The following is a 25331-nucleotide window of genomic DNA, read 5'->3' on the forward strand; positions in this document are numbered from 1 at the left end:
AGACTGTGCCGGCCCGGGGGGCGCCCCCCGGACCCCCGGCAGAACGACCTGCGGCTCATCGACCCGCCTCCTGCGTCGTATTGAGGATGTTCACGCCCCGGAAGAGGGCGGACGGGCAGCCGTGCGAGACCGCGGCGACCTGGCCCGGCTGGGCCTTGCCGCAGTTGAACGCGCCACCCAGGACATATGTCTGCGGGCCGCCGACCTGCTCCATCGAGCCCCAGAAGTCCGTCGTGGTCGCCTGGTAGGCCACGTCCCGCAGCTGGCCCGCCAGCCGCCCGTTCTCGATCCGGAAGAACCGCTGCCCGGTGAACTGGAAGTTGTACCGCTGCATGTCGATGGACCAGGAACGGTCCCCGACGACATAGATCCCGCGCTCGACGCCGCCGATCAGATCCTCCGTGGACAGCCCCCCGGGGGCCGGCTGGAGCGAGACATTGGCCATCCGCTGCACCGGGACATGCGCGGGGGAGTCCGCGAAGGCGCACCCGTTCGACCGCCCCAGGCCCGTCAGCTTCGCGATCCGCCGGTCCAGCTGGTAGCCGACGAGCGTGCCGCCCTTCACCAGGTCCCAGGACTGCGCCTCGACGCCCTCGTCGTCGTACCCGATCGTCGCGAGCCCGTGCTCGGCCGTCCGGTCCCCGGTCACATGCATCACCGAGGAGCCGTACTCCAACTTCCCCAGCTGGTCGAAGGTGGCGAACGAGGTCCCCGCGTACGCCGCCTCGTAGCCCAGCGCCCGGTCCAGCTCGGTGGCGTGCCCGATCGACTCGTGGATCGTGAGCCAGAGGTTGGACGGGTCCACCACCAGGTCGTACCGGCCCGCCTCCACGCTCGGCGCGCGCATCTTCTCGGCCAGCAGCTCCGGGATCCGCTCCAGCTCGCCCGCCCAGTCCCAGCCGGTGCCGGTCAGATACTCCCAGCCCCGGCCCACCGGCGGCGCGAGCGTCCGCATCGAGTCGAACTCGCCCGTGGTCTCGTCCACCGCGACGGCCGTGAGCTGCGGATGCAGCCGCACCCGCTGCTGCGTGGTGACGGTGCCCGCCGTGTCCGCGTAGAACTTGTTCTCCTGGACCGTCAGCAGCGAGGCATCGACATGGGCCACCCCGTCGGCGGCCAGCAGCCCCGCGCTCCACCCGCCCAGCAGCGCGGTCTTCTCCTCGTCGGCCACGTCGAACGGATTCACCTCGTACGAGGAGACCCAGGTCTTCTCCGCGTGCACCGGCTCGTCCGCCAGCTCCACCCGCTCGTCGGAGCCGGCGGCGGCGATCACCTTCGCGGACAGCTTCGCCATGGCCACGGCCTGGCCCGCGACCCGGGCCGCCGCGTCCATGGTCATATCGACCCCGGAGGCGAAACCCCAGGCCCCGCCGTGCACCACGCGGACGGCGTACCCCAGGTCCGTGGTGTCGGAGGACCCGGCGGGCCTGGCGTCCCTCAGCCGCCAGGACGCACTGCGCACCCGCTCGAAACGGAAGTCGGCGTGCTCCGCGCCGAGCGCCCGGGCGCGGGCGAGCGCGGCGTCCGCGAGCGCCCGCAGCGGCAGCGCGAGGAAAGTCTGATCGATGTCATGGGGCACAGGGCCCTCCCCTTCTGACCGGCGCGACGACAGGACCGCGTACGGGACCACGTACGGAACCGCGTACGGAACCGCGTACAGAACAGAAGCGCAGTGAATCATGCGCACGCTGCCGCTCTCTTTTCAGGCTCGGTTCGCCTCCGGGGCGCTTCGGGGAACCGTGAGCCGGAGGCGGTCGCACGGTCGGGCCCAGCGGCCCCGGCACGCCTCTTCGGCCACCCCGTCCCCGCGCGTGCGTTTTCTGTAGGGATCCGACAGTGACGCGCGGACGGTGCTGTCAGTGCCCGATTCCCCCGGAACCCCGCCCGCCCGCTAGTTTCGGTAGTACCACCATTGCTATCGAAAGGGTGATCCGTTGAGCCGCTCGGTTCTCGTCACCGGAGGAAACCGGGGCATCGGCCTCGCCATCGCCCGCGCGTTCGCCGATGCAGGCGACAAGGTCGCCATCACGTACCGCTCCGGCGAGCCCCCCGCGGGCTTTCTCGCCGTGCGGTGCGACATCACCGACGCCGAGCAGGTGGAGCAGGCATACAAAGAGATCGAGGAGACCCACGGCCCGGTCGAGGTGCTGGTCGCCAACGCCGGTGTGACGCGGGACCAGTTGCTGATGCGGATGACGGAGGAGGACTTCGTCTCCGTCATCGACACCAACCTCACCGGCACCTTCCGCGTCGTCAAGCGGGCCAACCGCGGGATGCTGCGCGCGAAGAAGGGCCGCGTGGTGCTGATCTCCTCCGTCGTGGGTCTGCTCGGCTCGGCGGGACAGGCCAACTACGCCGCGTCCAAGGCCGCGCTGGTCGGCTTCGCCCGCTCCCTCGCGCGGGAACTCGGCTCACGGAACATCACTTTCAATGTCGTCGCGCCCGGCTTTGTCGACACCGACATGACCAAGGTGCTCAGCGACGAGCAGCGCGCCGGGATCGTCTCCCAGGTGCCGCTCGGCCGCTACGCGCAGCCGGAGGAGATCGCCGCCACCGTGCGCTTCCTCGCCTCCGACGACGCCTCGTACATCACTGGAGCCGTCATTCCCGTTGACGGCGGATTGGGCATGGGTCACTGACGATATGAGCGGAATTCTCGCCGGCAAGCGCATTCTGGTCACGGGCGTGCTCACGGACGCGTCCATCGCCTTCCACGCCGCCAAGGTGGCGCAGGAGGAGGGCGCCGAGGTCATCCTCACCGGCTTCGGCCGGCTCTCCCTGGTGGAGCGCATCTCCAAGCGGCTCCCGAAGCCCGCGCCCGTCATCGAGCTGGACGTCACCAACCAGGAGCACCTGGACTCCCTCGCGGACCGGATCCGGGAGAACTCCACCGACGCCACCGGCCTCGACGGCATCGTGCACTCGATCGCCTTCGGCCCGCAGGGCGCGTTCAACTTCCTGGAGGCCGACTGGTCGGACGTCTCCACCGCCGTCCAGGTCTCGGCGTACTCCTACAAGTCGCTGGCCATGGCCTGTCTGCCGCTGATGGAGGAGCGCGGCGGCTCGATCGTCGGCCTCACCTTCGACGCGCAGCTCGCCTGGCCGAAGTACAACTGGATGGGCGTGGCCAAGGCGGCCCTGGAGTCCACCAACCGCTACCTCGCCCGCGACCTCGGTCCGAAGGGCGTCCGCTGCAACCTGATCTCGGCGGGCCCGCTGAAGTCGATGGCCGCCAAGTCCATCCCCGGCTTCGAGGAGCTGGCGGACGTGTGGAACCACCGCGCCCCGATCGGCTGGGACCTGTCCGACCCGGAGCCGACCGGCCGTGGTGTGGTCGGGCTGCTCTCCGACTTCTTCCCGAGGACGACCGGCGAGATCATCCACGTGGACGGCGGCGTCCACATGATGGGGGCCTGACCGCGTCCCCCGGGACACGCGCCTGACGGGCGGCGCCCCGCGACCCCGGAGAACCGGGGGAGCGGGGCGTCGCCCGTTCGGCCCTCCGGGCGCGCGGACCGCTTCGGGACCGGCCACGCTGGAGGGGCATTCCCCCTTGTGGTGCAGCCGCGGCGCTCGCCCGCCGCAGTACGGCCGAGGAGGTCCCCGCTCATGGTGATGATCCGGCGATCGGCACCGGTGCTGGCGGCGGCGACGCTGCTGTGGTGGGGCACCCCGCAGGCCGTCTCCCAGCAGCCGGAGCCCGTCCGGTACGAGGCGGAGTGCTGGATGGACATCGACGGGTCACGCGCCACCGCCCACTGCGGCAATCCGTACCCGGTCGTGGACCGGGTACGGCTGCATGTGGAGTGCGAGCGCTGGTGGGACATCGACACCGACGGGGCGCCGGTCGAGATCCACCCCGCGGGGGCGGTGAGCCTCAGCGAGCGCTGCTGGAAGGAGATCCGGTCGGCGTGGGTCAGCCACCGGCCCCGGGCTGCGGACTGAGACCCTGGCTGCCGCTGCCGCTGCCGCTGCCGCTGCCGCTGCCGCTGCCGCTGCCGGTGCCGGTGCCGGTGCCGTCGCCGAGGGGCGGGCAGGCGGCGCCGGCCCCCTGGTCGGACCCCTCGGGCAGCGGATGCCGCGGGCAGACGAGATAGGACGCCGCCTCCGCTGCCGCCGCCTCCCCGTCGCCCGCGCGGATCATCTCCACCAGCCGGGCGTGGTCCATGTGCAGCTCCGGCCGCAGCTCGTCGCCCACGTCGTCCCGCAGCCAGGTCCGCGTCAGGTCGCCCAGGTCCGCGTAGAGCCCGGTCAGCACCTCGTTGTGCGAGGCGGTCACCACGGCCAGATGGAAGGCCAGGTCGGCGGCGACGAACCGGTCCGCGTCCCCGGACGCCCAGGCGTCCTCGCGGCGGGCCAGCAGCACGTCGAGCTGGGCGAGGTCCCGCTCGGTGCGTCGGGCGGCCGCGAGCCGGGCGGCGGACGACTCCAGGGTGGTGCGGACCTCGGCGATCTGGCGGGCGCCGGCCCCGGCGAAGCGGCGGTGCATCACCCCGGCCAGCTCGCTGGTGGCCAGGACATAGGTGCCGGAGCCCTGGCGGATGTCCAGCAGACCGTTGTGGGCGAGGGCACGCACCGCCTCACGGACGGTGTTCCGGGCGACTCCGAGCTGTTCCACCAGCTCCGGTTCGGTGGGGATGCGCGAACCGACCGGCCATTCGCCCGAGGTGATCTGGTTCCGGAGCTGGGCGATCACCTGATCGGTCAGCCCGGAGCGCCGGGGGGAGGTCAGCGACATCGCGCTCCTGCTCTCGAAGGGGTCTCGGTCTCCATGGGTCCCATGATCCCCGGGTCCCGGGGGCGGTGTGGTCCGTGCCATCCACGGAACACTGGACAGTCAATCATCCAATGATTCTATGATGGGTCCCATGCCTTCCGAAATACGGCCCGACACCCGTGTCGCGGGCCCCGCCCGCACCGGGCCGTCGCCCCGGCACCCCCGGGCCGTTTCCCGGCGTCCCGGCTGGACCGCCCGGCTCGTCGTCGTCGGCGTCGTCCTCGCGGCGCTGAACCTGCGGCCCGCCATCACCAGCCTGGGCGCCCTGATGGAGGAGGTCCGGGACGGGCTGCACATGAGCGGCGCCGTCGCGGGGCTGCTCACCTCCGTACCCGCGCTCTGTTTCGCGCTCTTCGGCTTCGCGGCACCCCGGCTCGCCCGCCGCTTCGGCCCCGGAGCGGTGGTCCTCGGCGCCATGGCCGCGATCACGGCCGGGCTGGCCCTGCGGCCCTTCACCGGGAGCACGGCCGCCTTCCTCGCCGCCAGCGCCCTGGCCCTGATGGGCATCGCCGTCGCCAACGTGCTGATGCCGGTGATCGTCAAGCGGTACTTCCCCGACCGGGTCGGCCCGATGACCGGGCTGTACTCGATGGCGCTGGCCATCGGCACCGCCCTGGCCGCCGCCGTGACCGTGCCGGTCACCGACGCGCTGGGCGGCGACTGGCGGGCCGGGCTCGGCGTCTGGGCGGCGCTCGCCGCCGTCGCCGTCCTGCCCTGGCTGGGCCTGGTCCGCGACCGGACCGCCACCGCTCCTCATTCCGGCGGCTCAGGCTCGGCTTCCGGCTCGGCTTCCGGCTCCGGCTCCGGTTCCGGTTCCGGTTCTGTGGGGCGTACGTCCGTGGGGCGTACGGAGGAGAGCGCCCCGAGCGCCCTGCGCAGCCCCACCGCCTGGGCGCTCGCCTGCTACTTCGGACTCCAGGCCACCGGCGCCTACATCACCATGGGCTGGATGCCGCAGATCTTCCGCGACGCGGGCGTCCCGGCCGCCACCGCCGGTGTGCTGCTCGCCGTGACCATGGCCGTGGGAGTGCCGCTGGCCTTCGTCATCCCCCGGCTCGCCGCCCGGCTCCCGCACCAGGGGCCCATGGTCGTCGTCCTCGGACTGGCCGGCCTGACCGGCTACGCGGGCCTCTATCTGGCCCCCGCCGCCGGCGCCTGGGCCTGGGCGCTGCTGCTCGGCGTCTCCAACTGTGCCTTCCCGCTCGCCCTCACCATGATCGGACTGCGCTCACGGACCGGCGCCGGGGTGGTGCGGCTCTCCGCCTTCGCCCAGTCCACCGGCTATCTGATCTCGATCCCCGGGCCGCTGCTCGTGGGCGTCCTGTACCAGCACAGCGGCGGCTGGGGGCTGCCGATCGTGCTGATGGCCGGGCTGTTGGTGCCGCAGATCGTGTGCGGTGTGCTCGCGGGCCGGGACCGGACGATCGAGGACGAGACCGGGATGCGACACTGAGGCCATGCCCGTGCTCGAACCGAATCCCCCGAACGGCCAGAAGAAGCTGCTGCTCGTCTTCGCCACCATGATCGGCTTCTTTGTGTTCGTCGGCATCATCGCCACCATCGCCTCCCCCTGAGCGCCCGGATGTGAGCGCCCGGATGGTGGTGCTGGCACCACCATCCCCTAGGGGGCCAGGCTCAGGGAGAAGTGGGTGGTCCACCGGATGGGCCCGTCCCCGCGCGGTCCGTAGCGTCTGAGACATCGACGCTCACCACGGACCACCGCAGACGGAGGCCACCATGCCGGCCCGGATTTCCCCCTCGACCGCCGAAGCCGGGGGCCATGCCGGTACCGGTATCCGACTGCGCTGGTGGACGCTCGCCCTCCCGGTGCTGGCCTTCGTCGCCCTGATGGGGCTGCTGGCCGATCCGGCGCAGGCGGGCGAGGCGGGGGAGGTGTCGATCGTCGGAATCCTCGTCGAGTACCTTCGCCATTTGCTGACCTAGGGACTTGCGTCCGAGCCGAGCCGAGCCGAGCCGGGCCGGGCCGAGCCGAGCCGGGCCGTGCCGGATCTGCGGCAGGATCCGGCCCGGCGTGATCCGGACCGTCGGCGCGATTCGGCGCGGCAAGCCCCGGAGCGGCAAGATCCGGACAGCGGTCCCAGTGGCCCGGATCCGCCCCGCGAGCTGCCCGGAAGCGCCCTCGGCCCTGCCGTCACGGCATCCCCGCCGCGCCCGGACGGTGCCCGTCAACACCCCGCGCCCGCTGGCGGGTTTCATGCGAAGCTGGGGGACATGAGCGTCGCCACATCGTCCGGAGGGGCAGCCCCCGGACCCTCCCACGTCCGCAGGATCGTTCTCCTCCGCCATGCGAAGGCCGAGTGGTCCGAGTCGTCCGACCATGAGCGTCCGCTCGCCGAGCGGGGCCGCAAGGACGCCCCCGCGGCGGGCCGTATGCTCGCCCGTTCCGGATTCGCCTTCGATCTGGCCCTCTGCTCCACCGCCGCCAGAACCCGCGAGACGTGGAAGCTGGCGGTGCACGAGCTGCCCGAGCGCCCCCGGACCGTCTATGAGGACCGGCTCTACGAGGCATCCCTCGGCGAGCTGATCGCCCTGCTCAACGAGGTCCCGGACGAGGTCGGCCAGCTGCTGGTCATCGGGCACAACCCCGGTATGCACGCCCTCGCCGACGCGCTCGCGGGCGAGGCCGAGGGCGATCTGCTGCCCCGGATGAACCGCAGCGGATTCCCCACCTCCGCCTATGCCGTCGTCGAGTTCTCCGGCTCCTGGAAGGCCGTGGAGCACGGGGTCGGCAGGCTCACCGGCTTCTGGACGCCGCACGACTGACCACTTCGCACGACTGGCCACACCGTACGACTGACCGGGCCTCGGGGACCCGACCCCGCCCGGATGTCGAAGAGCCCCGGCGCGCGTCTCGCGCCGGGGCTCTTCCTGTCCGGAGAGCCGTACGGGTGTACGGGTCAGTGCGCCCCGGTCAGTGCTCGGCGTCGGCGCCGTCCGCCGCCTCCACCTCTTCCCGGGTGATGCCCAGCAGATAGAGCACCGTGTCGAGGAAGGGCACGTTCACCGCCGTGTGCGCGGCCTCCTGGACCACCGGCTTCGCGTTGAACGCGACCCCGAGCCCGGCCGCGTTCAGCATGTCCAGGTCGTTCGCGCCGTCGCCGATCGCCACCGTCTGCGCCAGTGGAATTTCCGCCTCCGCAGCGAAGCGGCGCAGCAGCCGCGCCTTGCCCGCCCGGTCGACGATCTCCCCGGTCACCCGTCCGGTGAGCTTGCCGTCGACTATCTCCAGCGTGTTCGCCGAGGCGAAGTCCAGCCCCAGCCGCTCCTGGAGATCGTCCGTGACCTGGGTGAACCCGCCCGAGACCACCCCCACTTGGAAGCCGAGCCGCTTGAGCGTACGGATCAGGGTCCGCGCGCCCGGCGTCATCCGCACCTCGGAGCGGACCTTGTCCACCACGGAGGCGTCGAGCCCCTCCAGCAGCGCCACCCGGGCGTGCAGGGACTGCTCGAAGTCCAGCTCGCCGCGCATCGCGGCGGCCGTGATCCGCGCGACCTCCTCCTCGCACCCGGCGTGGGCGGCGAACAGCTCGATGACCTCGTCCTGGATCAGCGTGGAGTCCACATCCATCACCACCAGCCGCTGCGCCCGGCGGTGCAGCCCGGCGGAGACCACCGCCACATCCACGCCCACCTCGGCCGACTCGGTGGCCAGCGCCGTGCGCAGCACCTCCGTCTCCGTACCCGAGACCGCGAACTCCACGGCCGTCACCGGATACTTGGCGAGCCGGAAGATCCGGTCGATGTTGCCGCCGATCGAGGCGATCCGTGCCGTTATGGCCGCCGTGGCCGCGGCCGTCAGCGGGTGCCCGAGCACGGTGACGTGGGAGCGGCCGCTGCCGCGCGGCCGGTTGTCGCCGGTGCCGGAGATGATCTCGGCCTGGAGCCCCAGGGCCTCGGCCCAGCCGTGGACGGTGGCCCGCAGCTCGCCCTCCTCGGCCCCGCCCCCCGCGGGGGCGGTGACCAGGGCGCACAGGACGAGGCGGCCACGGGAGACGACCTGCTCGATGTCGACCACGTCGACCGAGTAGGCGGAGAGGGTGTCGAAGAGCCCGGCGGTGATCCCGGGACGGTCCTTCCCGAAGATCTTGACGAGAAGGGTGCGGACGTCGGAGTTCTGCGAAGCGCTCATGGTCTCTCCACCGTAACCGGCGAATGTTACGGCGAGACGCACCGTCCCGACAGGCGGACACCTGAACGAACACGGCCCCGGGCGCAGTCGGAGCCACCCCGTCCCACCTGCGCGAACCCCTCCTCGGAGGGCGGGCAGGGGGGCCGTCGGGGCCCGGCGCGGGGTCCCGCCCGCCAATGTCCACCGAGCATCCGAAGAGTTCCCGATGAGTTTCCGAAGGGTGCCCGAAGCCCCGGAGCCGTCCGCGCCCACCGGCCGGCCGGGCCGCCCCACAGTGCGGAGCCGCCGCCCCACAGCGCGGAGACCGCCGCCCCGCAGCCCGGGTACCAGGGATGACGCCGAGCCTGAAATAGTTCCTCCCGATGTTCACCAATCCCTAGACTTCCCTGGACGGGGGTCACCCGGGGGAGCGACTAGTGGGGCATGGAGTGCGGGAACTCGTACTGGAATTGAACGGCAGGACCTGGACGCTGGATCCGTCGAGGTCCTACACCCTGGGACGGGATCCGCAGGGGGACATGGTGCTGGAGGACGCCCGGGTCTCCTGGCGCCACGCCACCATCAGCTGGGGCGGCCACAGCTGGACGATCGAGGACCACGGCAGCACCAACGGCACCTACGCCGAGGGCCGGCGGATCCACCGGATGGAGCTGGCCCCCGGCTCGGCCGTCCATCTGGGCAACGCCAACGACGGACCCCGGCTGAATCTCTCCGGCCCCTCCGGCGGCAACCCGGCCGGCGGGCACTGGGGCGGGCCACCGCCGCAGAGCGACCCGTCCGCCGGTGTGCCCGGCGGGCCGTACCCGTACCCCTACCCCGCCTACCCGTACCCGTCGGACCAGGGCCACGCCCAGCCCCACCCGCCGTACCCGGGACAGGACCCGTACGCGCCCTACCCGGCCCGGGACACCCCGCCGCCGTACGACCCCTACCGCCCCTACGACCCGTACGCGTCGCGCCAGGGCTCCGATGCCTCGCCCGATGCCTCGCCCGGCACTCCGTCCGGGCCGGACCCGGATGCCGGGGCGCGGGCCGCGGCCTCCGGGCAGGGGCGGGCGACCGCCGCCCCGGAGCGCCCGGCGCCGGCCGCCGCCGCACGCTCCTCACCGGCCTCCGCGTTCTCACGGGCCTCCGCCCCATCGCCGTCCTCGCCGCCGCACGCCGATGACCATCCGGCGATCCCGCCGCAGCGGACCGACCCCGCGCCCCACGGCGACCGCGGCCCCACCACCTTCCACCGGCTGGCCGGCGGCCGGGTGATGCGCATCGGCCGCGCCCTGGAGAACGAGCTGGTCGTCGCGGACCTCCAGGTCTCCCGCCACCACGCCGAATTCACCGCCACCCCCGACGGCGGCTTCCGGATCCGTGACCTCGGCTCCCACAACGGCACCTATGTCAACGGGCAGCCGATCGCCCGGTCCACCACCGTCGGCATCGGCGCGGGCGACGTCGTCGGCGTCGGGCACTCCGCCTTCCGGATCGTCGGTGACCGGCTGGCGGAGTGCGTCGACACCGGCGAGGTCACCTTCTCCGCCCGCCACCTCACCGTCACCGTCGACGGCGGCGCACAGATCCTTCGCGATGTCTCCTTCGGCATCCCCGAGAAGTCCCTCATCGGCCTCATCGGACCCTCCGGTTCCGGAAAGTCCACCCTGCTCAAGGCCCTCACCGGCTACCGGCCCGCCAACGAGGGCGACGTCCTCTACGACAACCGCAGCCTCTACCGGCACTTCGCCGAGCTGCGCCACCGCATCGGCCTGGTCCCGCAGGACGACATCCTGCACAAGGAGCTGACCGTCCGCACGGCGCTGCGGTACGCGGCCAAGCTCCGCTTCCCCGGCGACACCGGCGACGACGAGCGCGAGGCCCGGATCGGCGAGGTCCTGGGCGAGCTGAAGCTCGACAGCCACCAGGACAAGAGGATCTCCTCGCTCTCCGGCGGCCAGCGCAAGCGCGTCTCGGTCGCCCTGGAGCTGCTGACCAGGCCCTCCCTGATCTTCCTGGACGAGCCCACCTCCGGCCTCGACCCGGGCATGGACCGCGATGTGATGCAGCTGCTCCGCGCGCTCGCCGACGACGGCCGGACCGTCCTCGTGGTCACCCACTCCGTCGCCGAGCTCCAGCTCTGCGACAAACTGCTGGTCATGGCCCCCGGCGGCACCGTCGCCTACTTCGGCCCGCCGGAGGAGGCGCTGAACTTCTTCGGCTACACCACCTGGGCCGACGTCTTCTCCGCCTTCGAGAACTACCGCGACTACGACTGGGCGGGCCGCTGGCGCGGCTCACAGCACTACCAGATGTACGCGGCGGACATCGACGCCGTCGCCGCCCAGCCCGTACCGGCGCCGGTGGACCGGCGGATCCGGGCGCCGGGGCCGCAGAGCTGGGGCACCCAGCTGTGGACGCTGATGCGCCGCTACACCGCCGTCCTCGCGTCCGACCGGGGCTTCCTCGCCCTGATGCTGCTGCTCCCCGCCGTCCTGGGCCTGGTCAGCGTGGTCATCCCGGCCGAATCCGGGCTGGTGGCGCCCGACGACGGGGAGTCCCCGTTCAACGGCCAAGCCGGGACGATCATGCTGATCCTCGCCGTCGGCATGTGTTTCTCGGGCGCGGCCAACTCCGTCCGCGAACTGATCAAGGAACGGGTCATCTACGAGCGGGAGCGGGCCACCGGCCTCTCCCGCTCGGCCTATCTGATGTCCAAGGTGATCGTCCTGGGGCTGATCACCGCCGTCCAGGGCCTCATCCTCTGCGGTATCGGCCTCGCCCCCCGCGAGCTGCCCGCCGACGGCCTGCTGATGCCGCCCGCCCTCGAACTCTGCCTGGTGATCATCGCCCTGGGCCTCACCTCGATGATGGTCGGCCTGGTGATCTCGTCCCTGGTGCGGACCGCCGAGAAGACGATGCCGCTGCTGGTGATGTTCGCGATCGTCCAGGTCGTCTTCACCGGGGTGCTCTTCAAGGTGTACGGCTCCCCGGGCCTGGAACAGGTCTCCTGGCTGATGCCCTCCCGCTGGGCCGTCGCCGGCACCGGCACCACCCTCGACCTCGGCCGCGTGATGCCGCCCTGGGACCAGGACCGGCCGGACGACCTGGACCCGCTCTGGGAGCACTCGGCGGGCCAGTGGGGCCTGAACGTCACCGTGCTGCTCGCCCTCGGCGTCCTGTGCGGCGTCGCCGTGGCCCGGCTGCTCCGCCGCCACGAGCCCGAGGTCATGCGCGCCTGACCCCGGCCGCGCCCGCACGCGGCCCCCGAAGTACGCGAGAGGGCGGCCCCCCGGAAGTCCGGGGAGCCGCCCTCTGGCATGGGTACGTCTACCGCGTCCGCGTCAGCGGAGCCGTGCTCAGTAGGCGCCGAAGACGTTGTCGATCGAGCCGTAGCGGTCGGCGGCGTAGTTGGCCGCGGCGACGATGTTGGCGACCGGGTGGTACAGGTCGAACGGCGTGCCCTTGACGTGGTACGCGTTGAAGGTCGGCTGGATGACCTGGAGCAGACCCTTCGACGGGGTGCCGTTGACGGCGTTGATGTCCCAGTTGTTGATGGCCATCGGGTTACCGCTGGACTCCCGCATGATGTTGCGGTGCAGTCCCTCGTAGGAGCCGGGGATGCCGTGCTTCTTCATGATGGACATGGCCTCGCGGATCCAGCCGTCGAGGTTGTTCGGGTAGGCGACGGCGGCGGGCGCGGCCGGGGCGGCCACGGTCCGGGCGGCCACGGTACGGCTCGCGGGGGCCTCGTCGGCGGCGCGCTCGGCGGCGGCCTTGCGGACGGCGGCGTCCAGCTTGGCCTTCGCCTCGGCCTTGGACTTGGCGTCGGCGGCCTTCGCGGCCTTCTCGACCTGGGTCTCGATGGCGGACTTCTGGCTGTCGAGCTGGAGCAGGGCCGGCTTGCCGGCGGAGCCCTCGAAGGCGACGGGGGCGGTCCCGGCGACCGCCTTGGAGCCGGAGCCACCGTCGGTGGGCACCAGGGTCAGGGCGACTGCTGCGGCTCCGGCGGCGGCGATACCGGCGATCGAGGCCCGGCGAGCCTTGGTCATGCGGGTGCTGCGAATGCTGGACGCGGACATACAGACGTACCTCTTTGCTTCGGGAAGTCGCATCAGGCCAGGAGCGGCGCTGCGCTCCTCGGCGGGCGGCGACTGGGCAATTCTTAGCGCCCGCAAAATGCCCTGGCAAAGGTGTGACGTACGAAGGCGGATAGTGGATCAGGGAGGTGGTCCAGCCGCTTTCGCGACGCTCCATCCCCGCTCACACGGTTCTTATCTGTCCACTAAGGAGTTTCGTAAGTGATGTGGGTCCTATGCGCGGGGTCACATCCGGCCTACCCCGCTTTCACTCTAAGTTGCGTCAGCAATTCAATGTGTGAGGGTTGTCATCCGGAAGTATGAGATGGACGTCGCCGAACTCGTGCCAGAGGTACGAACCGTGCAGCGCGGCCTCGTACGCACGCCCCAGGGCGGCCCTGCCCGCGATCGCCTCCAGCATCAGCAGATGGGAGGCCGCCGGCTCGTGCAGGCCGGTCAGCAGGCCGTCCACGACCCGCACCCCGCGCTCCGGGGTGACCACCAGATCCGTCCACCCCGCCGCGGCCCGCACCACCCCGTCCCCGCCCGCCGCCGACTCCAGCGCCCGCACCGCCGTCGTCCCCACCGCCACGATCCGGCCACCCCCCGCCCGCGCCGCGTTCACCAGCCACGCCGTCGCCGCCGGCACCGCGAAACGCTCCGGATACGGAGGCTCGTGCGCCTCCGCCGACGCCACCCCCGTGTGCAGCACCAGCGGCGCCACCTGCACCCCCCGGCTCACCAGCCGCGCCACCATCCCCGCCGTGAAGGGCCGCGCCGCACTCGGCATCTCCGCCGACCCCGACCCGTCGGGCGACTCCAGCGCGAACACCGTCCGATAGGAGGACAGCGGCTGGTCCCCGGCCGTGTACCCGTACCGGATCGGCCTGCCGTACCGCCGCAGCAGCCCCGGCACCGGCGCGGACACCCGCGCCCACCACAGCCGGTCCGCCCCCGGGGCGAGTGGCTCAGACAGCACCAGCCGCTCGCCCGCCGGCAGCCGCACCACGGCACCCGCCGGGCCGCCCGCACGCGGCCCCGTGCTGCCCCGCCCGTCGGGGGTCCGCAGCTCCACCGCCCACCGGCCGTCGTCGCCCCGGGTCGAGAAGTGCACCACCACCGGATCGCCCCCGGCCCGCCCGTTCACCGCCGCGGGCAGCGTGGCGGACGTGTTCACCACCAGCACGTCCCCGGCCCGCAGCAGCACCGGCAGCTCCCGGAACGCGTGGTGCCCCACCCGCTCCCCGTGCGACACCAGCAGCCGTACGTCGTCCCGGCCCGCGCCCCGGACCTCCGCCGGCACCCGCGCCGACAGCTCCCCGGGCACCCGCAGCGCCCCCAGCACACCCAGCACACCCGCGTCGTCCGTCATGACCCGCACCCCGTTCCCGTTCCCGTCAGTGCCCCGCCGCTCGACATCCCCGGACCGCCCGCCCCGCCACCACTCCCGCGGCCGCACCCGCTCCCGCCGCTACACCGTCTCCAGCAGCGCCGGAGCCGCGTACCGCCCACTGGCCGGCCGCTCGTCCAGCAGCCGCAGAAAACCGGGAACCACGGACTCCGGCGCCGGCCGGTGCTCGCCGCCGCCCTCCGCACGCGGCACCGCCGCCTCGTACAGATCCGTGTCCATGTCCCCCGGGTCCACCGCCCACACCCGCAGCCCCGGCTCCTCCACCCCCAGCACCGCCGCGAGCTGGTCCAGCGCCGCCTTCGACGCTCCGTAACCACCCCAGGTCTCGTACGCCTCCGCCGCCGCGTCCGAACTGATCGCGATCACCGTCCCCGCCGCCGCCTCCCGCAGCAGCGGCAGCGCCTCCTGCACCAGCCCCAGCGCCGCCACCACATTGGTCTCCAGCGCCAGCCGCAACCCCGCCAGCGGCTGCGCGTCCAGCCGCACCAGCGGCTCGGCCCCCAGCACGCTCGCATTGCTCACCAGCAGATCCAGCCCGCCCAGCGCCCGCGCCCCCGCCACCAGCGCGGCCCGGTGCCCCGCGTCGTTCACATCACCGGGGACCGCCACCACCCGCGTGCCGTGCACCCCCACGAAGGCCGCCGTCCGCCGCAGCACCTCCTCGTTCCTGGCACCCAGCACCAGGTCCCAGCCCCGCTCCGCCAGGGCCGACGCCAGCGCCCGCCCCAGCCCCTTCGAACCACCCGTGATCACCGCGACCGGCATGCCGTCCGCTCCTTCCTCCGCGTCCACCGGCGGCCCCGTACACCCCGGACCACCCACCGACCACCGTAGGAACGCCCCCCGCGCCGCCGCGTCCGCCGCGCGCCCCATCCACCGGGGCACTTCGACCTACGCCTCCGGACCCATCCCCACCGCCGCCCGCAGTCGGATACGCACCGTCACGACCCGCCGGTACGGTGACACCATGAGTCATCCCCCCAGCTCGGGCCTTGCCGCCGTGAGCACCGCACTCCTCGCGATGAGCAGACACCTCCAGGTGCGCGACGTCCTCAAGACGATCGTCGCCTCGGCCCGGGAACTGCTCGACGCGGAGTACGCGGCGCTCGGCGTCCCCGACGACCACGGCGGCTTCGCCCAGTTCGTGGTCGACGGGGTCAGCGACGCCCAGTGGAAGGCGATCGGCCCGCTCCCGCGCCAGCACGGCATCCTCGCCGCGATGCTCCACGACGCCCGCACCGAACGGCTCGCCGACGTCCGCGACGACCCCCGCTTCGGCGGCTGGCCCGCGGCCCACCCCGACATGTCGGACTTCCTCGGGCTGCCCATCAAGGACGGCGACGACATCATCGGCGCCCTCTTCCTCGCCAACAAGCGCTGCCCCAAACCCGAGGGCGGCTGCGGCTTCACCGCCGACGACGAGGAACTCCTCTCGATCCTCGCCCAGCACGCCGCGATCGCCCTCACCAACGCCCGGCTGTACGAGCGCAGCCGCGAGCTGACCATCGCCGAGGAGCGCTCCCGCCTCGCCCACGAGCTGCACGACGCCGTCAGCCAGAAACTCTTCTCGCTGCGGCTCACCGCCCAGGCCGCCGCCGCCCTCGTGGACCGCGACCCCGGCCGGGCCAAGGGCGAACTCCAGCAGGTCGCCGCACTCGCCGCCGAGGCCGCCGACGAACTGCGCGCCGCCGTCGTCGAGCTGCGCCCCGCCGCCCTGGACGAGGACGGCCTCGTCCACACCCTGCGTACGCAGATCCACGTCCTGGACCGGGCCCACACCGCCCGCGTCACCTTCGAGACCCACGGCATCAAGGCGCTGCCCGCCGCCCGGGAGGAAGCCCTGCTCAGGGTCGCCCAGGAGGCCCTGCACAACGCGCTCCGCCACTCCGGCGCCGACCGGGTCGACGTCGTCCTCGCCCGCCGCGCCCAGGGCGTCGTCCTGCGCGTCGGCGACAACGGCAAGGGCTTCGACCCGCACACGGTCCGCCGGGCCGGCCGCCACCTGGGCCTCGCGTCCATGCGGGACCGCGCCGCCGGCGTCGGCGGCCGGCTCACCGTCCACTCCGAGCCCGGCCAGGGCACCACGATCGAAATGGAGGTCCCCGGTGGATGACACCCGGATCAGGGTCCTGCTCGTCGACGACCACCAGGTGGTCCGCCGGGGGCTGCGCACCTTCCTGGAGATCCAGGACGACATCGAGGTCGTCGGCGAGGCCGGCGACGGCAGCGAAGGCGTCGAACGCGCCGAGGAGCTGAAACCCGACGTCGTCCTGATGGACGTGAAGATGCCCGGCACCGACGGCATCGAGGCCCTGCGCCGGCTGCGCGAGCTGGCCAACCCGGCCCGGGTACTGATCGTCACCAGCTTCACCGAACAGCGCACCGTCGTCCCCGCCCTGCGCGCCGGGGCGTTCGGATACGTCTACAAGGACATCGACCCCGAGGCCCTGGCCGGCGCCATCCGCTCGGTCCACGCCGGCCACGTCCTGCTCCAGCCCGAGGTCGCCGGGGCCCTCCTCGCCCAGGACGACCAGGGCACGGGCACCGGCCGGGGCAGCACCCTCACCGAGCGGGAACGCGAGGTCCTGGCCCTGATCGCCGACGGCCGGTCCAACCGCGAGATCGCCCGCGCGCTGGTGCTCTCCGAGAAGACGGTCAAGACACACGTCTCGAACATCCTGATGAAGCTGGACCTCTCCGACCGCACCCAGGCCGCCCTGTGGGCCGTGCGCCACGGACTCACCGGCTGACCACGGCATACGCACCGGCCGACCGGCCCGGGGACGCCCGGCGGAACCGATGATCCGCTTGCCCGTCCATCCGGTTCCCGTTCGATACGAGATTCATACTGTCGGGTGTATGTCACCCGGACGGCGCAACCTTCCGTTCCGGGTGACGTTCTCCAGGACGTGCCGCGGCGGCCCCCGCCGCGGCCGGATTCCAGGAGGAATGACGCAGTGAAGAACCTGAAGAAGGCCGCCGCCCTCACCATGATCACCGGCAGCCTGCTGGCCGCCGGCGCGGGTGTCGCGTCCGCCACGGGAGCCCACGCCCACGGCGAGGCCGTCGGCTCCCCCGGTGCCCTCTCGGGCAACGTGGTCCAGGTCCCGGTCGATGTCCCCGTCAACGTGGTGGGCAACTCGGTCAACGTCGTCGGCGTGCTCAACCCGGCCTTCGGCAACTCCGGCCTGAACCTCTGACGACCCCGGTGAGGCCGGGCCACCTCCCCCACGCACCGACCCGGCCTCACCCGGCACCCGCGACTCAGGGCCTTTCGTCTGGATCTTGCTGGGGCTCGCGTGCCCTGGCACCGCACCTCGCCGCGTTGTCGTCAATCACCAATGCTCCGCAGTGGCTCAATCCTCCGCCTTGCGATGCACGGCACCAGACCCCGCTCCCTCACCCAGCCTGATCCAGACGAAAGGCCCTACACCCCCCGCTCCCGCTCCTCCACATACGCGTTGTACGCGGCGACCTGCGCCCGCCGCGCCACCCGCTCCACCGGACGCAGCGCCTCCGTACGCGCCGCCATCTCCGCCGCGCTCACCGCACCGCCGTGCCCGCTCCCGTACGCCACCGACACCAGCAGCCCCACCCGCTGCGCCAGCTCCAGCACCCGCACCGCCCGCGGCGGATAACCGGGGGCCAGCGCCTCCCGCCCCCGCTCCGCCCGTGCCCGGTACGCGTCCACCGCCGCGTCGGCCACCGGACCCGACGCCGCCACGTCCAGCCGCGTCAGCGCCTCCGTGGCATCCCGCAGCGCCTCGGCCAGCTCCCGCTCCGCCTCACCGAGCGACGGCACGTCCGCCGGCGGAGCCTCCCGTACGGGCAGACAGCGCCAGACCACCGACACATGGACGTCCTGCGCGCCCGGCCCGGCCCCCGCCTCCGTCACCTCGGGCACCAGCCCGTACGGAGCCCCGTACCCGACGACGGCCTCCCCGGCGGCCAGCGCCCGCGTATTGAACTCCGCCGGCCCGCTCAGCCCCAGCGGATGACCCGGCGCCGGCAGCGCCACCCGCCAGCCGGTCACCCCGAGCGCCCGCAGCCGCCCCAGCGCCAGCGTGAGCCCCACCGGCTCCGGTTCGCCCGGCAGGCCCGTCACCCGGTGCACCGCGTCACCGCCCACCACCGCGAGCGCCGCCTCGTCGGGCGACACGAGCCCGGCCAGCAGGGCATTGCCCCAGGCCGCCAACCGTCCTGATCGTGGTTCCGAAAGCATGGCCCCACCTTAAGGATCGGGCCGGGGGACGGGAGTGCCCCGCCAGTGGCGTAGGTTTTCCCTGGGGGCCGTGCCCATGGTGGCACCCCGAGCCCTCCGCACACCTCAAGACGATTGCATGGGGAGACAACGCGCTCATGAGCGATGTACTGGAGCTGGTGGACGTATCCGTGGTCCGCGACGGACGCGCTCTGGTGGACGACGTCTCCTGGTCGGTCAAGGAGGGGGAGCGCTGGGTCATCCTCGGCCCCAACGGCGCCGGCAAGACCACCCTGCTCAACCTCGCGTCGAGCTACCTCTTCCCGTCCACCGGCTCGGTACGGATCCTCGGAGAGCGGCTCGGCCGCGTCGACGTCTTCGACCTCCGCCCCCGCATCGGCATGGCCGGCATCGCCATGGTGGAGAAGCTGCCCCGCAGCCAGACCGTCCTCCAGACGGTCCTCACCGCCGCCTACGGCATGACCGCCACCTGGCACGAGGACTACGACCCGGTCGACGAGGAGCGCGCCCGCGCCTTCCTCGACCGGCTCGGCATGAACGACTACCTCGACCGGAAGTTCGGCACCCTCTCCGAGGGCGAGCGCAAGCGCACCCTGATCGCCCGCGCCATGATGACCGACCCCGAACTGCTGCTCCTGGACGAGCCCGCCGCCGGCCTCGACCTGGGCGGGCGCGAGGACCTCGTCCGCCGCCTCGGCCGGCTCGCCCGCGACCCGATCGCCCCCTCCATGATCATGGTCACCCACCATGTCGAGGAGATCCCGCCCGGCTTCACCCACGTCCTGATGATCCGCCAGGGCGAAGTGCTCGCCGCCGGCCCCCTCGCGATGGAGCTGACCTCCCGCAACCTCTCGCGCTGCTTCGGCCTGCCGCTGGTCGTCGAGCACATCGGCGACCGCTGGACCGCCCAGGGACTCCCGCTCGGCTGACCCGCCCGCGCGCCCGGCCCGTTCCGGGCGCCGCCGCCCGCGCCCCGCCCCGCCCCCTGTCCTCACCCGCCCGTCGGACCTACCATGACCATGTGGAAATCGACGCGTGGGTATGGTGGCTGATCGGCGCGGTCGGACTGGGCATTCCGCTGGTCCTCACCGCGATGCCGGAGTTCGGGATGTTCTCCGCGGGGGCGGTCGCCGCCGCCGTGGTCGCCGCGCTCGGCGGGGGAGTCGTGGCCCAGGTGCTCGTCTTCGCCGTGGTCTCCGTCGCCCTGATCGCCGTCGTGCGGCCCCTCGCCAACCGGCAGCGCGCCGGCAGACCCCACTTCGCCAGCGGCGTCGACGCCCTGAAGGGCCGTCAGGCCGTGGTCGTGGAACGGGTCAGCGCCGACGGCGGCCGGATCAAGCTGGCGGGGGAGATCTGGTCCGCCCGCACCCTCGACAGCGAGATGACCTTCGAAGAGGGTCAGCAGGTCGATGTGGTGGAGATCGACGGCGCCACCGCGGTCGTCATGTGAGACACCTTCCGCACCGTCCGGGCCGACCCTTCGGAAACAGTCCCCACGGGCGCCCCCGGTCTGGGAAACTCGATCATCAGACTCATCCGGATCATCGGGATCATCCAGATCATCCGGCCATCAGAACCATCCGGCAGCGAAGGGCACAGGGAACGCGATGCAACCGATCATCATCGTCCTGATCATTCTGGTGGTGCTGGTCTTCATCGCCCTGATCAAAACGATCCAGGTCATTCCGCAGGCCAGCGCCGCCATCGTCGAACGGTTCGGGCGCTACACCCGCACCCTGAACGCCGGACTCAACATCGTCGTCCCGTTCATCGACTCGATCCGCAACCGCATCGACCTCCGCGAACAGGTCGTCCCCTTCCCGCCCCAGCCGGTGATCACCCAGGACAACCTGGTCGTCAACATCGACACCGTCATCTACTACCAGGTCACCGACGCGCGGGCCGCGACGTACGAGGTCGCCAGCTACATCCAGGCCATCGAGCAGCTCACCGTCACCACCCTCCGCAACATCATCGGTGGCATGGACCTGGAGCGGACCCTCACCTCCCGCGAGGAGATCAACGCGGCCCTGCGCGGCGTCCTCGACGAAGCCACCGGCAAGTGGGGCATCCGCGTCAACCGCGTCGAGCTGAAGGCCATCGAGCCGCCCACCTCCATCCAGGACTCGATGGAGAAGCAGATGCGCGCCGACCGCGACAAGCGCGCCGCGATCCTCACCGCCGAAGGCACCCGCCAGGCCGCCATCCTCACCGCGGAGGGCGAGAAGCAGTCCCAGATCCTGCGCGCCGAGGGCGAGGCCAAGGCCGCCGCGCTGCGCGCCGAGGGCGAGGCCCAGGCCGTCCGTACCGTCTTCGAGGCGATCCACGCCGGCGACCCCGACCAGAAGCTCCTCTCGTACCAGTACCTCCAGATGCTCCCGAAGATCGCCGAAGGCGACGCCAACAAGCTCTGGATCGTCCCCAGCGAGATCGGCGACGCCCTCAAGGGCCTCTCCGGAGCCTTCGGCAACCTCGGCGGCGGCGTCCCCGGCTTCGACACCAAGAGCCCGCGCCGCGAAGAGCCCCCCATCGGCTGATCCCGTTCACGCACCCACGCAGGCCGGGCCCCGGGGCCCGGCCTGCGTCATGTGTCAGGCATGATCGGTGCACTCGGCATCGATCGTGGAGGCGTACACCGTGACCATCTGGGAGATGCTCGCCGTCTTCGTCGCAGGCATCAGCGCCGGGACGATCAACACCATCGTCGGCTCCGGCACCCTCATCACCTTCCCCGTACTCCTGGCCACCGGGCTCCCCCCGGTCACCGCGACCGTCTCCAACGCCCTCGGACTCGTCTCCGGCTCCATCAGCGGCGCCATCGGCTACCGCGCCGAACTCGCCGGACAGCGCCGCCGCGTCCTGCGGCTCTCCCTGATCGCGGCCGTCGGCGGCATCACCGGCGCCGTGCTGCTGCTGACCCTCCCGCCGACCGCCTTCGAGACCATCGTCCCGGTACTGGTCGCCCTCGCCCTCGTCCTGGTGGTGCTCCAACCGCGCATCGCCCGCGCCGTCCAGCGCCGCCGCGAACGCACCGGCAGCCCCGCCCACCCCGACGGAGGCCCCCTCCTCCTCGTCGGACTGCTGCTCGCCAGCGTCTACGGCGGCTACTTCACCGCCGCCCAGGGCATCGTCTACATAGCCCTCATGGGCATGCTCATCAACGACACCCTGCAACGCCTCAACGCCGTCAAGAACGTCCTGGCGGCCGTCGTCAACAGCATCGCCGCCCTCTTCTTCGTCTTCGTCGCCGAACTCGACTGGACCGCCGTCGTCCTGATCGCCGTCGGCTCCGCGATCGGCGGACAGATAGGCGCCACCTACGGCCGCCGGCTCTCCCCGTCCGTCCTGCGCATCCTGATCGTCGTCGTCGGCACCTTCGCCATCGCCCAACTGCTCTTCCGCCGCTTCGGCTGATCCGCCCACGGCGGCGGCCGGCGCGCGCGGGCCGGTCAGGCCGCCGACCGGGCGGGGAACAGCCACTGCGGCAGCGCGGACCGCTCCCCGGACCGCATCGCCAACAGCATCGCGTCGGCCGGGGACGGCACGAACGGCTGGTGCAGCAGCGGCATCCCCGCCTGCTCCGGCGTACGGTCCGCCTTGCGATGGTTGTCCTCCGCGCAGGAGGCCACCGTGTTCAGCCAGCTGTCCGCACCGCCGTGCGACCGGGGCAGCACATGGTCCACGGTCGTCGCGCGTCTCCCGCAGTACGCGCACCGGTGCTGGTCCCGCGCCAGCACCCCCCGCCTCGACCACGGCGCATGTCTTCGGAACGGCACCCGGACATACCGGCACAGCCGGATCACCTGCGGCATCGGAAGCTCGACGGCGGCGGCCCGCATACGGAGCCCGGGGTGGGACTGCTCGACCACGGCCTTGTCCTGAAGCACCAGCACCACCGCACGGTGGAGCGACACCGTCGACAGTGGTTCGAAGCTCGCGTTCAGTACCAGCGTGTCCCGCATCCCGCCCACCTCCGTCAGCCTGGCCCGCCACGCGGCGGGCTTGGATCAACTCTGGCCGGGCACGCGACGATGGACAACGCAATATCGGTGCTGCTCCGGGGCCCTGCCACGGCCCCTGGACAGAAAACTGCCCTGCTGTGATCTCTCCAGGACCACAGCAGGGCAAACACCTGACGAACGGTGATAAGCGGACTCAGCCCGCCGCGGGACCCTCGTACTCGGCGATCAACTGGGCCCGGCCGAGGGTGTGGAAGCGGAGATTGAAGCCGACGACGGCCGGGGACGCCTCGGCGTCCGGGCCCAGCTTCTCGCTGTCCACCGCGTACACGGTGAACACATAGCGGTGCCTCTCCCCGGCCGGCGGTGCGGCACCGCCGAAGTCCCGCGAACCGTAGTCGTTACGGACCTGCACCGCGCCCTCGGGCAGCCCCGCGAACGATCCGCTGCCCGCACCCGCAGGCAGCTCCGTCACCGACGCCGGGATGTCGAACAGCACCCAGTGCCAGAAACCGCTGCCCGTGGGCGCGTCCGGATCGAAGCACGTCACCGCGAAACTCTTCGTCCCGGCGGGGAAGCCCTCCCACCGCAGCTGCGGCGAGGTGTTCCCGGCGGCGTACACCTGGGCGTCCGGCAGCACCCCACCCGGCTCGATGCCCTCGCTCACCACCGTGAACGACGGCACCTCCGGGTGGAAGTCGTGCGGAAGGGGCGCCCTCTTCAACTCGGTCACGTGTCGAAACCTCCGGATCGCTGGCCAGACCTGTCCTGTGTCCTGTCCACCGGCCGCCACGGCACCGCCGCACGCGCCCGGCCGGACACGACCCTAGGACCCCCTGCTACAGCCAGTTGCGCCGACCGCCGACATCGGCGAGCCACTGGTTCAGATACGCGGCCCAGTCCGTCGACGCGAAGTCCTGGTGCCCGATCTGGAACGCCTTGTACGAGTCGCTGCCCTCGCTGAGCAGCCCACCCTTCTTGTCCATCTCCAGCACGACATCCATGCCCTGGCCATCGGCGACGAACGTCAGCTCCACCTGCTTCAGCCCCCGGTACTGGGACGGCGGGTAGAACTCGATCTCCTGATAGAAGGGGAGCTGCTGCCGCGTGCCCCGGATGTGCCCGCGCTCCATGTCGGCGCTCTTGAAGCGGAAACCCAGCTTCACGAAAGCGTCGATGATCGCCTGCTGGGCCGGCAGGGGGTGCACCTGGATCGGGTCGAGATCCCCCGAGTCCACCGCACGCGCGATCGCCAGCTCCGTGCTCACCCCGATGTCCATGCCGTGCAGGCGCTGCCCGGCGATGCTCGTCACCGGGGTCTCCCACGGGATCTCCAGCCCGAACGGCACCACGTGCACCGCCCCGGCCTTCACCTCGAAGGCCCCGGAGAGCTGCTGCTTGGCGAAGACGATGTCCTGCTTGACCTCGTGGTCGCCGCTCTCCACCTCGACCCGGGCCTGGAGACCCACGGACAGGCCCTCGATCTTCTGGTCGACCGAACCGCCCTGGATGCGAACCTCACCCTGGACGACACCGCCCGGAACCACATTCTCCTCGGTCAGTGCTGTCTCGACCGAAGCGCCACCGGCGCCCAGGCTCGCGAGCAGCTTCTTGAAGCCCATGTCCACTCCTAGCTAGGTCTTGCATCGTAGAAACGCGCCACGATCGGCGCTGGTTCCCCGGTAGCCTCGGGCGCCATGACCGAGCCCATCCACCGCAGCACCCTGCCCCGGGAATTCTTCGACCGTCCGGTCCTGGAGGTCGCTCCCGATCTGCTCGGCTGCACCCTGATACGCCGGACGGCCGACGGACCCATCGAGCTGCGCATCACCGAGGTGGAGGCGTACGCGGGCGAGGTGGACCCGGGATCCCACGCCTTCCGCGGCCGGACCCCGCGCAACGAGGTGATGTTCGGCCCGCCGGGTCACGCATATGTCTACTTTACTTACGGAATGTGGCACTGCCTGAACACGGTGTGCGGGCCCGAGGGCCAGGCCAGTGGAGTACTGCTGAGGGCCGGCGAGATCCTGATCGGCGAGGAGCTGGCCCGCAAACGTCGAGTCTCGGCCCGCTACGACAAGGAACTCGCCAAAGGCCCGGCCCGGCTGGCCACCGCCCTCGACGTCGACCGTGCCCTGAACGGCACCGACCTCTGTGCGGACACCTCCGCACCCCTGTCCGTACTACCGGGAGTCCCTCCCCGCCCTGACCAGGTGCGGAACGGACCTCGTACGGGAGTGGGCGGCGACGGGGCCCACCAGCCGTGGCGCTTCTGGATCGACGGCGACCCGACCGTCAGCCCCTACCGGGCCCACGCGCCACGCCGCAGAGCAACTTGACTCAGCCCGACCGGGCGCCTAACGTAGCCCGAGCCGCTTGAGCCGGGCCCTGCTGTTCAGCACCCCGAAGCGGCCACCCAACTACTGATGACAAACCCAATCGGGTTCGATTTCGGCATGCCGAAATTAATCCGAAGGTCTCGATTATGAGCCCCCCGGGAAATCAGCTAGAGTTTGGGACGTCGGAACGGCCCAAGGGTCGGAAAGACAACCCGAGTTCGACACGGGAATCAGGCCCGAAAGGATCTGATAAAGTCGGAGCAGCCGAAAGGCAAAAGGCCGGTCCAACTGGCCGCCGGATCTGAAAGTCCGAATCCCGGGTGACCGGGAGGCGGGAAAAGGATCTGGTAGAGTTGGAAACGCCGAAAGGCAAGAAGGAAAAAAGAAAAACCGAAGGGAAGCGCCCGGA

The 25331-nt window shown here is 71.7% G+C and carries 26 protein-coding genes; 16 read left to right on the forward strand and 10 right to left on the reverse strand.

Annotated features, from left to right (window positions below):
- Positions 1–55 precede the first annotated feature (55 nt).
- On the reverse strand, positions 56–1579 hold the full coding sequence (locus SYYSPA8_RS30775) for a TldD/PmbA family protein (protein WP_323450671.1): 1524 nt from the start codon (positions 1577–1579) through the stop codon (positions 56–58).
- Positions 1580–1934: 355 nt separating this feature from the next.
- On the opposite strand from SYYSPA8_RS30775, the gene fabG reads away from it, so the two are divergent.
- The 3 genes from fabG to SYYSPA8_RS30790 all read left to right on the forward strand — a co-directional run bounded on the left by fabG (position 1935) and on the right by SYYSPA8_RS30790 (position 3945).
- Entirely contained in the window at positions 1935–2639 is a 705-nt protein-coding gene (gene fabG, locus SYYSPA8_RS30780; RefSeq protein WP_323450672.1) for a 3-oxoacyl-[acyl-carrier-protein] reductase, read from the forward strand.
- A gap of 4 nt (positions 2640–2643) precedes the next feature.
- Positions 2644–3417, forward strand: coding sequence for an enoyl-ACP reductase FabI (fabI, locus tag SYYSPA8_RS30785; protein WP_323450673.1), 774 nt, complete (start codon positions 2644–2646; stop codon positions 3415–3417).
- 192 nt (positions 3418–3609) lie between these two features.
- The gene (locus SYYSPA8_RS30790; protein WP_323450674.1) at positions 3610–3945 is read left to right on the forward strand and encodes a hypothetical protein; all 336 of its coding nucleotides are present in this window, start codon (positions 3610–3612) and stop codon (positions 3943–3945) included.
- Here the strand turns inward: SYYSPA8_RS30790 and SYYSPA8_RS30795 are convergent.
- Entirely contained in the window at positions 3917–4738 is an 822-nt protein-coding gene (locus SYYSPA8_RS30795; RefSeq protein ID WP_323450675.1) for a FadR/GntR family transcriptional regulator, read from the reverse strand. The genes SYYSPA8_RS30790 and SYYSPA8_RS30795 overlap by 29 nt on opposite strands.
- Before the next feature lie 121 nt (positions 4739–4859).
- On the opposite strand from SYYSPA8_RS30795, the gene SYYSPA8_RS30800 reads away from it, so the two are divergent.
- The 4 genes from SYYSPA8_RS30800 (at position 4860) to SYYSPA8_RS30815 (ending at position 7561) form a co-directional block, all read left to right on the forward strand.
- A complete protein-coding gene (locus tag SYYSPA8_RS30800; protein ID WP_323450676.1) occupies positions 4860–6230 on the forward strand; it encodes a CynX/NimT family MFS transporter in 1371 nt (456 codons plus the stop codon).
- Between the two features lie 4 nt (positions 6231–6234).
- Positions 6235–6351, forward strand: coding sequence for an SGM_5486 family transporter-associated protein (locus SYYSPA8_RS30805; protein WP_323450677.1), 117 nt, complete (start codon positions 6235–6237; stop codon positions 6349–6351).
- 163 nt (positions 6352–6514) lie between these two features.
- Positions 6515–6721 (forward strand): hypothetical protein, encoded by a 207-nt coding sequence (locus tag SYYSPA8_RS30810; RefSeq protein WP_323450678.1) that lies wholly within the window; start codon positions 6515–6517, stop codon positions 6719–6721.
- A 288-nt stretch (positions 6722–7009) separates the two neighbouring features.
- Positions 7010–7561, forward strand: a complete 552-nt coding sequence (locus SYYSPA8_RS30815) for a SixA phosphatase family protein (RefSeq protein ID WP_323450679.1) — start codon at positions 7010–7012, stop codon at positions 7559–7561.
- Positions 7562–7709: 148 nt separating this feature from the next.
- On the opposite strand, the gene serB is transcribed toward SYYSPA8_RS30815, so the two are convergent.
- Positions 7710–8927, reverse strand: coding sequence for a phosphoserine phosphatase SerB (gene serB, locus SYYSPA8_RS30820; RefSeq protein WP_323450680.1), 1218 nt, complete (start codon positions 8925–8927; stop codon positions 7710–7712).
- A 416-nt stretch (positions 8928–9343) separates the two neighbouring features.
- On the opposite strand from serB, the gene SYYSPA8_RS30825 reads away from it, so the two are divergent.
- Positions 9344–12154, forward strand: coding sequence for an FHA domain-containing protein (locus SYYSPA8_RS30825; RefSeq protein ID WP_323450681.1), 2811 nt, complete (start codon positions 9344–9346; stop codon positions 12152–12154).
- Between the two features lie 117 nt (positions 12155–12271).
- Here the strand turns inward: SYYSPA8_RS30825 and SYYSPA8_RS30830 are convergent, their stop codons facing one another.
- The 3 genes from SYYSPA8_RS30830 to SYYSPA8_RS30840 form a co-directional block, all read right to left on the reverse strand.
- The gene (locus SYYSPA8_RS30830; RefSeq protein WP_323450682.1) at positions 12272–12994 is read right to left on the reverse strand and encodes a transglycosylase SLT domain-containing protein; all 723 of its coding nucleotides are present in this window, start codon (positions 12992–12994) and stop codon (positions 12272–12274) included.
- 280 nt (positions 12995–13274) lie between these two features.
- Positions 13275–14363, reverse strand: coding sequence for an S-adenosylmethionine:tRNA ribosyltransferase-isomerase (locus SYYSPA8_RS30835; RefSeq protein WP_323450683.1), 1089 nt, complete (start codon positions 14361–14363; stop codon positions 13275–13277).
- A 99-nt stretch (positions 14364–14462) separates the two neighbouring features.
- Complete coding sequence (locus SYYSPA8_RS30840) at positions 14463–15167, reverse strand: SDR family NAD(P)-dependent oxidoreductase (protein ID WP_323450684.1); 705 nt, start codon at positions 15165–15167, stop codon at positions 14463–14465.
- Between the two features lie 202 nt (positions 15168–15369).
- On the opposite strand from SYYSPA8_RS30840, the gene SYYSPA8_RS30845 reads away from it, so the two are divergent.
- From SYYSPA8_RS30845 to SYYSPA8_RS30855, 3 genes are all read left to right on the forward strand, one after another.
- Positions 15370–16515: a GAF domain-containing sensor histidine kinase gene (locus tag SYYSPA8_RS30845; RefSeq protein ID WP_323450685.1), complete on the forward strand. Its 1146-nt coding sequence runs from the start codon at positions 15370–15372 to the stop codon at positions 16513–16515.
- Positions 16508–17152: a response regulator transcription factor gene (locus SYYSPA8_RS30850; protein ID WP_323450686.1), complete on the forward strand. Its 645-nt coding sequence runs from the start codon at positions 16508–16510 to the stop codon at positions 17150–17152. The genes SYYSPA8_RS30845 and SYYSPA8_RS30850 overlap by 8 nt, the downstream gene beginning before the upstream one ends.
- A 207-nt stretch (positions 17153–17359) precedes the next feature.
- A complete protein-coding gene (locus SYYSPA8_RS30855; protein ID WP_323450687.1) occupies positions 17360–17602 on the forward strand; it encodes a chaplin family protein in 243 nt (80 codons plus the stop codon).
- 227 nt (positions 17603–17829) lie between these two features.
- On the opposite strand, the gene SYYSPA8_RS30860 is transcribed toward SYYSPA8_RS30855, so the two are convergent.
- Positions 17830–18624 (reverse strand): hypothetical protein, encoded by a 795-nt coding sequence (locus SYYSPA8_RS30860; RefSeq protein ID WP_323450688.1) that lies wholly within the window; start codon positions 18622–18624, stop codon positions 17830–17832.
- Positions 18625–18761: 137 nt separating this feature from the next.
- Here SYYSPA8_RS30860 and SYYSPA8_RS30865 point away from each other — a divergent pair, with 137 nt between their 5' ends.
- The 4 genes from SYYSPA8_RS30865 to SYYSPA8_RS30880 all read left to right on the forward strand — a co-directional run bounded on the left by SYYSPA8_RS30865 (position 18762) and on the right by SYYSPA8_RS30880 (position 22038).
- The gene (locus SYYSPA8_RS30865; RefSeq protein ID WP_323450689.1) at positions 18762–19553 is read left to right on the forward strand and encodes an ABC transporter ATP-binding protein; all 792 of its coding nucleotides are present in this window, start codon (positions 18762–18764) and stop codon (positions 19551–19553) included.
- Positions 19554–19645: 92 nt separating this feature from the next.
- Positions 19646–20074 carry an NfeD family protein gene (locus tag SYYSPA8_RS30870; protein WP_323450690.1) on the forward strand — a complete coding sequence of 143 codons (429 nt, stop codon included), beginning with the start codon at positions 19646–19648 and terminating at the stop codon, positions 20072–20074.
- A 157-nt stretch (positions 20075–20231) separates the two neighbouring features.
- Complete coding sequence (locus SYYSPA8_RS30875; protein WP_323450691.1) at positions 20232–21161, forward strand: SPFH domain-containing protein; 930 nt, start codon at positions 20232–20234, stop codon at positions 21159–21161.
- Positions 21162–21261: 100 nt separating this feature from the next.
- Positions 21262–22038 (forward strand): sulfite exporter TauE/SafE family protein, encoded by a 777-nt coding sequence (locus SYYSPA8_RS30880; protein ID WP_323450709.1) that lies wholly within the window; start codon positions 21262–21264, stop codon positions 22036–22038.
- A gap of 35 nt (positions 22039–22073) precedes the next feature.
- Here the strand turns inward: SYYSPA8_RS30880 and SYYSPA8_RS30885 are convergent, their stop codons facing one another.
- The 3 genes from SYYSPA8_RS30885 to SYYSPA8_RS30895 form a co-directional block, all read right to left on the reverse strand.
- Complete coding sequence (locus tag SYYSPA8_RS30885; RefSeq protein WP_323450692.1) at positions 22074–22586, reverse strand: HNH endonuclease; 513 nt, start codon at positions 22584–22586, stop codon at positions 22074–22076.
- Positions 22587–22779: 193 nt separating this feature from the next.
- The gene (locus SYYSPA8_RS30890; RefSeq protein ID WP_323450693.1) at positions 22780–23316 is read right to left on the reverse strand and encodes a YbhB/YbcL family Raf kinase inhibitor-like protein; all 537 of its coding nucleotides are present in this window, start codon (positions 23314–23316) and stop codon (positions 22780–22782) included.
- A gap of 106 nt (positions 23317–23422) precedes the next feature.
- Positions 23423–24205: a sporulation protein gene (locus SYYSPA8_RS30895; protein WP_323450694.1), complete on the reverse strand. Its 783-nt coding sequence runs from the start codon at positions 24203–24205 to the stop codon at positions 23423–23425.
- A 75-nt stretch (positions 24206–24280) separates the two neighbouring features.
- Between SYYSPA8_RS30895 and SYYSPA8_RS30900 the strand changes: the two genes are divergently transcribed.
- On the forward strand, positions 24281–24922 hold the full coding sequence (locus SYYSPA8_RS30900; protein ID WP_323450695.1) for a DNA-3-methyladenine glycosylase: 642 nt from the start codon (positions 24281–24283) through the stop codon (positions 24920–24922).
- The last annotated feature ends 409 nt before the right edge of the window (positions 24923–25331 follow it).

The organism is Streptomyces yaizuensis, assembly GCF_034961445.1.
In the GTDB taxonomy this organism is placed as follows: Bacteria; Actinomycetota; Actinomycetes; order Streptomycetales; family Streptomycetaceae; genus Streptomyces; species Streptomyces yaizuensis.

Bases quoted from the DNA above. Each gene is read 5' to 3' on its own strand.
- SYYSPA8_RS30830 (WP_323450682.1), bottom strand. From the start codon at position 12,994: ATGTCCGCGTCCAGCATTCGCAGCACCCGCATGACCAAGGCTCGCCGG.
- SYYSPA8_RS30865 (WP_323450689.1), top strand. From the start codon at position 18,762: ATGAGCGATGTACTGGAGCTGGTGGACGTATCCGTGGTCCGCGACGGA.
- SYYSPA8_RS30790 (WP_323450674.1), top strand. From the start codon at position 3,610: ATGGTGATGATCCGGCGATCGGCACCGGTGCTGGCGGCGGCGACGCTG.
- SYYSPA8_RS30805 (WP_323450677.1), top strand. From the start codon at position 6,235: ATGCCCGTGCTCGAACCGAATCCCCCGAACGGCCAGAAGAAGCTGCTG.
- SYYSPA8_RS30810 (WP_323450678.1), top strand. From the start codon at position 6,515: ATGCCGGCCCGGATTTCCCCCTCGACCGCCGAAGCCGGGGGCCATGCC.
- SYYSPA8_RS30900 (WP_323450695.1), top strand. From the start codon at position 24,281: ATGACCGAGCCCATCCACCGCAGCACCCTGCCCCGGGAATTCTTCGAC.
- SYYSPA8_RS30860 (WP_323450688.1), bottom strand. From the start codon at position 18,624: ATGCTTTCGGAACCACGATCAGGACGGTTGGCGGCCTGGGGCAATGCC.
- SYYSPA8_RS30815 (WP_323450679.1), top strand. From the start codon at position 7,010: ATGAGCGTCGCCACATCGTCCGGAGGGGCAGCCCCCGGACCCTCCCAC.
- serB (WP_323450680.1), bottom strand. From the start codon at position 8,927: ATGAGCGCTTCGCAGAACTCCGACGTCCGCACCCTTCTCGTCAAGATC.
- fabI (WP_323450673.1), top strand. From the start codon at position 2,644: ATGAGCGGAATTCTCGCCGGCAAGCGCATTCTGGTCACGGGCGTGCTC.
- SYYSPA8_RS30845 (WP_323450685.1), top strand. From the start codon at position 15,370: ATGAGTCATCCCCCCAGCTCGGGCCTTGCCGCCGTGAGCACCGCACTC.
- SYYSPA8_RS30885 (WP_323450692.1), bottom strand. From the start codon at position 22,586: ATGCGGGACACGCTGGTACTGAACGCGAGCTTCGAACCACTGTCGACG.
- SYYSPA8_RS30875 (WP_323450691.1), top strand. From the start codon at position 20,232: ATGCAACCGATCATCATCGTCCTGATCATTCTGGTGGTGCTGGTCTTC.
- SYYSPA8_RS30840 (WP_323450684.1), bottom strand. From the start codon at position 15,167: ATGCCGGTCGCGGTGATCACGGGTGGTTCGAAGGGGCTGGGGCGGGCG.
- SYYSPA8_RS30795 (WP_323450675.1), bottom strand. From the start codon at position 4,738: ATGTCGCTGACCTCCCCCCGGCGCTCCGGGCTGACCGATCAGGTGATC.
- SYYSPA8_RS30895 (WP_323450694.1), bottom strand. From the start codon at position 24,205: ATGGGCTTCAAGAAGCTGCTCGCGAGCCTGGGCGCCGGTGGCGCTTCG.
- SYYSPA8_RS30800 (WP_323450676.1), top strand. From the start codon at position 4,860: ATGGGTCCCATGCCTTCCGAAATACGGCCCGACACCCGTGTCGCGGGC.
- SYYSPA8_RS30835 (WP_323450683.1), bottom strand. From the start codon at position 14,363: ATGACGGACGACGCGGGTGTGCTGGGTGTGCTGGGGGCGCTGCGGGTG.